Genomic DNA, 6381 nt, shown 5'->3' with positions numbered 1-6381 from the left:
GTATTTGTCAGCAGGTTGCTCAATCCGATCGCATTGTCGAGGCCGAACAGCCGATGCAGGTTGGGTTTGCGAAGATCGCCGTCGACAAGCAGAACCCTTGCGCCGAGCGCCGCGAAATCCTGGCCAAGCTTGAACGAGGTGGTCGACTTGCCTTCCGACGGTTCCGAGCTGGTCACCAGCAGCGATCGCGGCGCGCCCTCCGCACCGGAGAACTGCAGCGATGTTCGCAGCGAACGATAGGCCTCGGAGAGTCCGGATTTCTGATCGGCGATGCTGGCTTCGCGGTCATCGACAAGCGGCAGGATGTCGAGCTCATCTAGAGAACATCGTGGCAGACAGGGCTGCTTGCTGTCATTCAGGGTGTTGCGGTGCAGGCAAATCCTTCATCGCCTGCAGCGTGCCGCCGCAGGGAACCGATCTTCAGAGCCATATCCAAAAATATACCCAAAAATACCCAAATGTGGGAGCCCCCTTTTAAGAATACGCTGGCGCATACCTACTCATCCTTCCAGACCACGCGCTTTTCCCACTTGATCTCAACCAAGCGCCGGAATCGGATGGTCTCAAGCTCCAGCCCCACCGGATGAAATAGCTCGGCGTTCATCGAATCCTTGCACCCACATTTTTCGCAGCGAACCTTGGTGCGCAATTGATCAATGGAGACGTTGCCGACAACCTCGCGAAGTTCCACCGGCTTGTAGAAGCGCTTGATATTGCAACGCCCGCATCGGATGCGCGCTACCTGCCCTGCGTTGTGGGCATGCATCAACGTCCACGGGACGCCCTTCGGCCACTTTTCTGGTTGCTCCGGCATCCTCCGAAATGAGGAACATATTCCTCTATCGTCAAGAGGCGTCTTGACTTTTGTTCTCATTTTGTTCACTATTGGCGGAACAGCCACAGGAGACAGGCATGGACATTATCATGCAGGCCCGGGGCGCAATGCCCGAGGAAAAACAGCGTGGCCTAGAGGCCGCAAGAGCCGTGCTATATCGGGCAGGAATAACTGCTGAAGAAGCGGCCGAGGGCGCGTTTGCCCTCGAAGGTTGGGATGACATGGGATTCCTCGAAGACCAGGAGCCTTCAGAAGCGGAATACGCTGCGGCCGATGTCTGGTACCAGGCCAACAATGCGGCGTTGCAGGCGTGCTGCAAAAGCTGGCCGGATGAAAAAAGGGTTCACGCGATTGGTCTTCAATTGCTTACGAATCCCGAAGAGCAACTTGCTGACCGCGACACTGCTTTGGCAAAACTCCGTGCCATTATCCAAGCGGAAGATGGTCGTAACGAATATAACGACGAACGCGTTTTCCTGCTGGCCCTTGCTGCTACTGCTGAAATGCTCAATGGAACTCTCGCGCAGGATCTCGTCACCGCGATAACGGTCGCTTATACGCCATTGTCGTACGCAGGCTTTACGCCAGATGAGCCGATCGAACCCAAGCGCCAAGCCGTCTTTGACGCCATCGACGCGCTTGGGGCGGCAACCGAGAAGCCGACGTCGCATTGATGACAAAACGTAGCCGAGCCACGCCGGCGCCATCGGTCATCGACCGTGATTGGCCGCATCAGGTCGCGCTGCCGGATGACATCTGCACCGATCGGAACTTCACCATGATCGCTAAGTTTTGCCAGGATCGAAGGCTTACATTCCAGACGCGGCACGTTCAGGCGATATGGACGAATGGCAAATACGAAAACTATCGGCTCCACTGCTTCAGTGACGACGCAGCAGCGAGGGCATTCCGTGACCACTTTGACGGCGTGACGTTCGAACCGAAGCGAGATCGGGAAAACGGAAACGTGAAGGGGGTCTGGCGCCGTACTGACGAGTACAAGCAGATGCTCGATCTCGGCCCGCTCAGCGTTCCCGAGATCCTGCGCAACTAGGGGCAAGGCATGTGCAATCTCTACAACATTACCACATCGCAAGAGGCCATTCGTCAATTTACAGGCGCTCTGCGTGACATTCTGGGCAACTTGGAGCCGTCGATAGACATCTATCCGAACAGACCCGGCCCGGTAATTCGTAACGCGCGAGACGGACAGCGCGAGGCAGCCAACCTTCTTTGGGGCATGCCGACTCCTGCCGAACGCGTGAAAGGTGCCGCCGACTACGGCACAACGAACATACGAAACCCGCAATACGGCCACTGGCAGCGGTATGTCGGCGTCGAGAACCGCTGCGTTGTACCTGTCACCAGCTTCGCGGAACCCTCCCCAACACCTGGCGACAAAGACCCCGAGACTGGCATTCAACGCAACTATTGGTTCGCGCTGAACGAGGACCGCCCGCTGTTCTTCTTCGCTGGACTGTGGACGCCATGGCATGGCGTGCGCAAAGTCAAGGATGGTCTTGGCGATTTTGAGCTGTACGGTTTCATGACGACTGCGCCTAACTCGTTGATCAAGCCAATTCATGAAAAGGCCATGCCGGTGATCTTGACGACGCCGGAGGAGATTGAGACCTGGTTGACCGAACCTTGGTCGGAGGCAAAGCGCTTGCAGCGCACCGCGCCGGACGATGCTCTTGTGATTGTCGACAAGCCGGCAACGCAGATCAAATTCCCTCAACAGGCACCGGCACAGGGCTCTTTGTTCTAAGCAGTGGAGTTGCCGCCATGGATCACATAATCACGCTGGATAGCCGTCAAGAGGCGGCATTGCAGGCAGTCGCCGAGAGGTTCGTTGCCTCGCACAAGGGCGATACGATGAAGGCGCTAAAGGAAATGATTGTGCTAAACGGCCGTCTTCAGGATCAGCTCGACGCGCTCAAGGCTCCGCCTCTTGGCAAGCGCTACGGATGAGCGACGAGCCCGCCAAACTTTCGGCAGGCCTGGGTATTGTCTCAGTTTGAAATTCCTTCGCATTAAACCCACTATGTGGGATAGTTCCGCATCAGCCGTGTTTGAGGGACGGCAAACGCCAATGCGACGCTACGGCGGTGTATTCGCGCCCGCTGATCTGGACTTGCTCCAGCGGGTGTTCGGCCAACTATGCATCGAGCGCCGGCTGGCCCAAAAAGACAGAGAGCAGAGGGAAGCCCTCGCTGGGGAAATCGTCATCGTTTTCCAGAACGGGATCACGGACGAAGCGGACCTATTGCTGGCGCTTTCTAAGCGCCGCAGAGCCTAGCTCGGAAGACGCCTGATGTAGGGACCCGCGCTGGCCTGGCTTAGATGCAACGGCGTCCATCTTCTCCCACAGATCATCCATCGACTAAAGCGTTGCTGACACGCCAGCGACCATTGCCGGTGAGGGTTTGAGCGTCTTGTGAATGCGAAGTGTCAAGCAGCTTTCTCATATCGAGTATCCATGCTTGCAGAATCATAGATGCAAGCATATGCTTGCACATCGACTTTGCAAGCATGGAGCATTTAACGTGACCGAGAAGGACCCGAAGAAGGCTGCCGCAGGCAGGGCTCGCGCAAATGCTCTTACCAAGGAACGCCGCAAGGAGATTGCTCAGATGGCAGCAGAGGCACGCTGGTCTGGCGATTTGCCGATGGCGGACTTTGAAGGCACATTCAATATTGGTCAGACCGAAATAGCTGCGGCAGTGCTACGGGATGAAACCCGCATTATTACGCAGGCTACCTTTCTAAGAGCGCTCGGAAGATCACGCTCGCCGAAAGCGGGAACTGGCGTTCTTTCAACCGTCGACGAAGTACCGTTCTTTTTGCAGTCAGACGTTCTAAAGCCATTCATTACCAGTGAGTTAGCCGCGTCGACCAAACCCATCTTTTACCGCACGAAGAAGGGCGGGAAGGGCGTGGGATACGATGCCAAATCGCTGAAGAGAGTGGCAGAAGTCTATCTGAAATTCCGCGATGCCAGCCTGCGAACTACCGGCAAGGTTCCGGCGCGGTACGAAACCATGATTTCCGCCGCTGATATGCTAATCCGTGCCTTGGCAGAGATCGGTATCGTCGCTTTGGTCGACGAAGCCACCGGCTTCCAGGAAGTAAGGCAACGGCACGCTCTTCAAGATATCTTAGACGCCTTTTTGCTTAAGGAACTTGCTGCTTGGGCCAAGCGCTTTCCTGACGACTTCTACAAGGAAATTTACCGCTTGCGTGGGTGGGAATGGCGAGGACGGAAGTTCAACCCGCCGCAGGCGGTCGCCGGTTATACGACTGACTTCGTATACGAGCGCCTCGCTCCCGGCATTCGTGAAGAACTGGAAAAGAGAATGCCTCGCGACGACGTCGGTAAGAGGAAGGGTAAGCTTCACCAACTCCTAACGGACGACATAGGGCATCCGGCATTGGCTCAGCATCTACACGCGGTCATAACACTAATGCGCGCGTCAAAGAGCTGGTCGCAATTTAAGCTTATGTTAGACACAGCGCTGCCAAAACGCGGCACGACGCTTCAACTGCCATTCGTCGACGATGAATGACCCCAACGCTTCTTTGCCGCCTTCCTAGCAATCTCGGCGCGGCGTTCTGGCGTCATGTTCTCGGCGCGCTTCTTCCCGTGCACTCAGCGCGCGCCATTCGGCTTTGCTCGGCAAAGCCAGCCGCCTCACTGGTATCGTCTTGGGCACCGGGAATACGGCGATCAATACTTTTGAACGATAGGGGCCGTTCTCCGTTATCCCCGCCCAAAATACGCCCGGTACCACTCGACAAACCGCGCGACGCCCTCGGTCACCGTCGTCGTCGGGCGGTAGCCGACGGCCTGCTCCAGCGCCGATGTGTCGGCAAAGGTATCGGGCACGTCGCCGGGCTGTAGCGGCAGCAGTTCGATGATGGCTTTCCTGCCCAGCGCCTTTTCCAGTGCCTCGACATAGGCGGTCAGCTTCACCGGGTTGTTGTTGCCGATGTTGAAGATGCGCCAGGGGGCGCTGCTTGTGGCCGGATCCGGGCGGCTGGAGTCCCAGGCGGCATTGCCCGTGGCCGGGCTGTCGCTGGCCCGCACAACGCCTTCGGTGATGTCCCCGACATAGGTGAAGTCGCGCGTGTGGTTGCCGTTGTTGAACAGCTTGATCGGCTCGCCGGCAAGAATGTTCTTGGTGAACAGGAACAGCGCCATGTCCGGGCGCCCCCAGGGGCCATACACGGTGAAGAAGCGAAGCCCGGTCGTCGGCAGCCCGAACAAATGGCTGTAGCTGTGCGCCATCAGTTCGTTGGCGCGCTTGGTCGCGGCGTAGAACTGCAGCGGATGGTCGGCCGGCCGGTGCTCGGAAAACGGCATGTCGGTGTTGGCGCCGTAGACACTCGAAGTGCTGGCATAGGTCAGGTGCGCGACGGCGCTGTTGCGGCAGGCCTCGAGCATGTTGGCATAGGCGATGATGTTGCTTTCGACATAGGCATGCGGATTTTCAAGGCTGTAGCGAACCCCGGCCTGGGCGGCGAGATGGATCACCCGGTCGAATGCGTGGCCGGCGAAGCAGCCTTCGACAACGCTTTTTTCAGCGAGATTGCCGCGGATGAAATGATAGCCGGTATTGGTCTTGCGGCTCACCTCTTCCAGCAGCCGCAGCCTCGCCTCCTTGATCCGCGGATCGTAGTAGTCGTTGACGTTGTCGATGCCGACAACCTCGTCGCCGCGCTCCAGCAGCCGTTTCGATACATGATAGCCTATGAAGCCGGCAGCGCCGGTGACCAGAACCTTCATCAGAAGCGCCCATCCGTAACATGCCTGGGGAACAGACCCTTGATGTAGTAGACCACACCTGGGTTCTCGCAAAGCTCCTCATTGCAATGTGAAGCATGAGCACGATTGTCCCGGCCGATCCCCGCAGTTCGGCCAAATGATCGGCCAAATGTTCCCGGCGACCACGGCTTTGTGCATGGGTCTCAACACGTTAGGCATGCCGAAACATCGGCCACCACGATCATCATCGGGATGGGCGATATCGCTGATGCATAATGCTGGCAGGAATGACAGATGCCCGTGGTGTGCGGAAGCCGGCAGGGTGCCGGAGCTCTTCGGGCAATATGGACGCCAACATACGGTGTTTGGCGGACACCACGCATCCGCCAGTCACTCCGTTCCAGCCAAGGCTTGATTGCTTCAAGCCGTTGGCCCTGCTCGCGTTTCAGCCGCGCTTCAGCAACGTCCAAACGGCCGGCACAAGGCTTGCCGCGAGCGCCACCTTGATCAGGTCGCCGACGATGAAGGGCACGACACCGAACTGCCACGACTTTTCCGGGCCGATCAAAAGCGCCAGCCAGGCAAAGCCCATCGCCATCATGACGACTTCGGCAACCAGCATGGCGTTGAAAAGCTTGATCGGATGGCGGTCCCAGCCGCGATCGGCAGCCCAGCCGACGATTGCCGCCATGACCACGAAGCCCGCGAGATAACCGCCCGTCGAGCCGAGCATGTAGGCAACGCCGAGCCCCTTTTCCGGGGTGCTCTGGAAGACGGGGAA

Annotated in this window: 9 protein-coding genes and 1 pseudogene; 6 read left to right on the top strand and 4 right to left on the bottom strand. The window is 57.9% G+C overall.

Annotated features, from left to right (window positions below; translation table 11 throughout):
* Nucleotides 1–176 (bottom strand): annotated as a pseudogene (locus EN935_RS42080) (CpsD/CapB family tyrosine-protein kinase); the annotation flags it as partial.
* Between the two features lie 320 nt (nt 177–496).
* Entirely contained in the window at nt 497–766 is a 270-nt protein-coding gene (locus tag EN935_RS15805; RefSeq protein WP_127262766.1) for a hypothetical protein, read from the bottom strand.
* A gap of 146 nt (nt 767–912) precedes the next feature.
* Between EN935_RS15805 and EN935_RS15800 the strand changes: the two genes are divergently transcribed.
* The 6 genes from EN935_RS15800 (at nt 913) to EN935_RS15775 (ending at nt 4401) form a co-directional block, all read left to right on the top strand.
* Nucleotides 913–1509: a hypothetical protein gene (locus EN935_RS15800; RefSeq protein ID WP_127262765.1), complete on the top strand. Its 597-nt coding sequence runs from the start codon at nt 913–915 to the stop codon at nt 1507–1509.
* Nucleotides 1509–1889, top strand: a complete 381-nt coding sequence (locus EN935_RS15795; protein WP_127262764.1) for a hypothetical protein — start codon at nt 1509–1511, stop codon at nt 1887–1889. The genes EN935_RS15800 and EN935_RS15795 overlap by 1 nt, the downstream gene beginning before the upstream one ends.
* 9 nt (nt 1890–1898) lie before the next feature.
* Nucleotides 1899–2603 carry an SOS response-associated peptidase gene (locus tag EN935_RS15790; protein WP_127262763.1) on the top strand — a complete coding sequence of 235 codons (705 nt, stop codon included), beginning with the start codon at nt 1899–1901 and terminating at the stop codon, nt 2601–2603.
* A 17-nt stretch (nt 2604–2620) separates the two neighbouring features.
* Entirely contained in the window at nt 2621–2806 is a 186-nt protein-coding gene (locus EN935_RS40810) for a hypothetical protein (protein ID WP_164757566.1), read from the top strand.
* A 121-nt stretch (nt 2807–2927) separates the two neighbouring features.
* Entirely contained in the window at nt 2928–3134 is a 207-nt protein-coding gene (locus tag EN935_RS15780; RefSeq protein WP_127262762.1) for a hypothetical protein, read from the top strand.
* 247 nt (nt 3135–3381) lie between these two features.
* Nucleotides 3382–4401, top strand: a complete 1020-nt coding sequence (locus EN935_RS15775) for a P63C domain-containing protein (RefSeq protein ID WP_206532352.1) — start codon at nt 3382–3384, stop codon at nt 4399–4401.
* 194 nt (nt 4402–4595) lie between these two features.
* Here EN935_RS15775 and EN935_RS15770 read toward each other — a convergent pair whose 3' ends face one another.
* Nucleotides 4596–5621 carry an NAD-dependent epimerase gene (locus tag EN935_RS15770; RefSeq protein ID WP_127262761.1) on the bottom strand — a complete coding sequence of 342 codons (1026 nt, stop codon included), beginning with the start codon at nt 5619–5621 and terminating at the stop codon, nt 4596–4598.
* 424 nt (nt 5622–6045) lie between these two features.
* Nucleotides 6046–6381 (bottom strand): biotin transporter BioY (locus EN935_RS42075; protein WP_245488981.1); only part of this gene is annotated, 336 nt, incomplete at its 5' end.

It is taken from the genome of Mesorhizobium sp. M7D.F.Ca.US.004.03.1.1, assembly GCF_003998635.1.
Lineage (GTDB): Bacteria > Pseudomonadota > Alphaproteobacteria > Rhizobiales > Rhizobiaceae > Mesorhizobium > Mesorhizobium loti.
The sequence above is the reverse complement of the archived record's forward strand: the minus strand, read 5'-3'. Positions and strand labels throughout refer to the sequence as shown.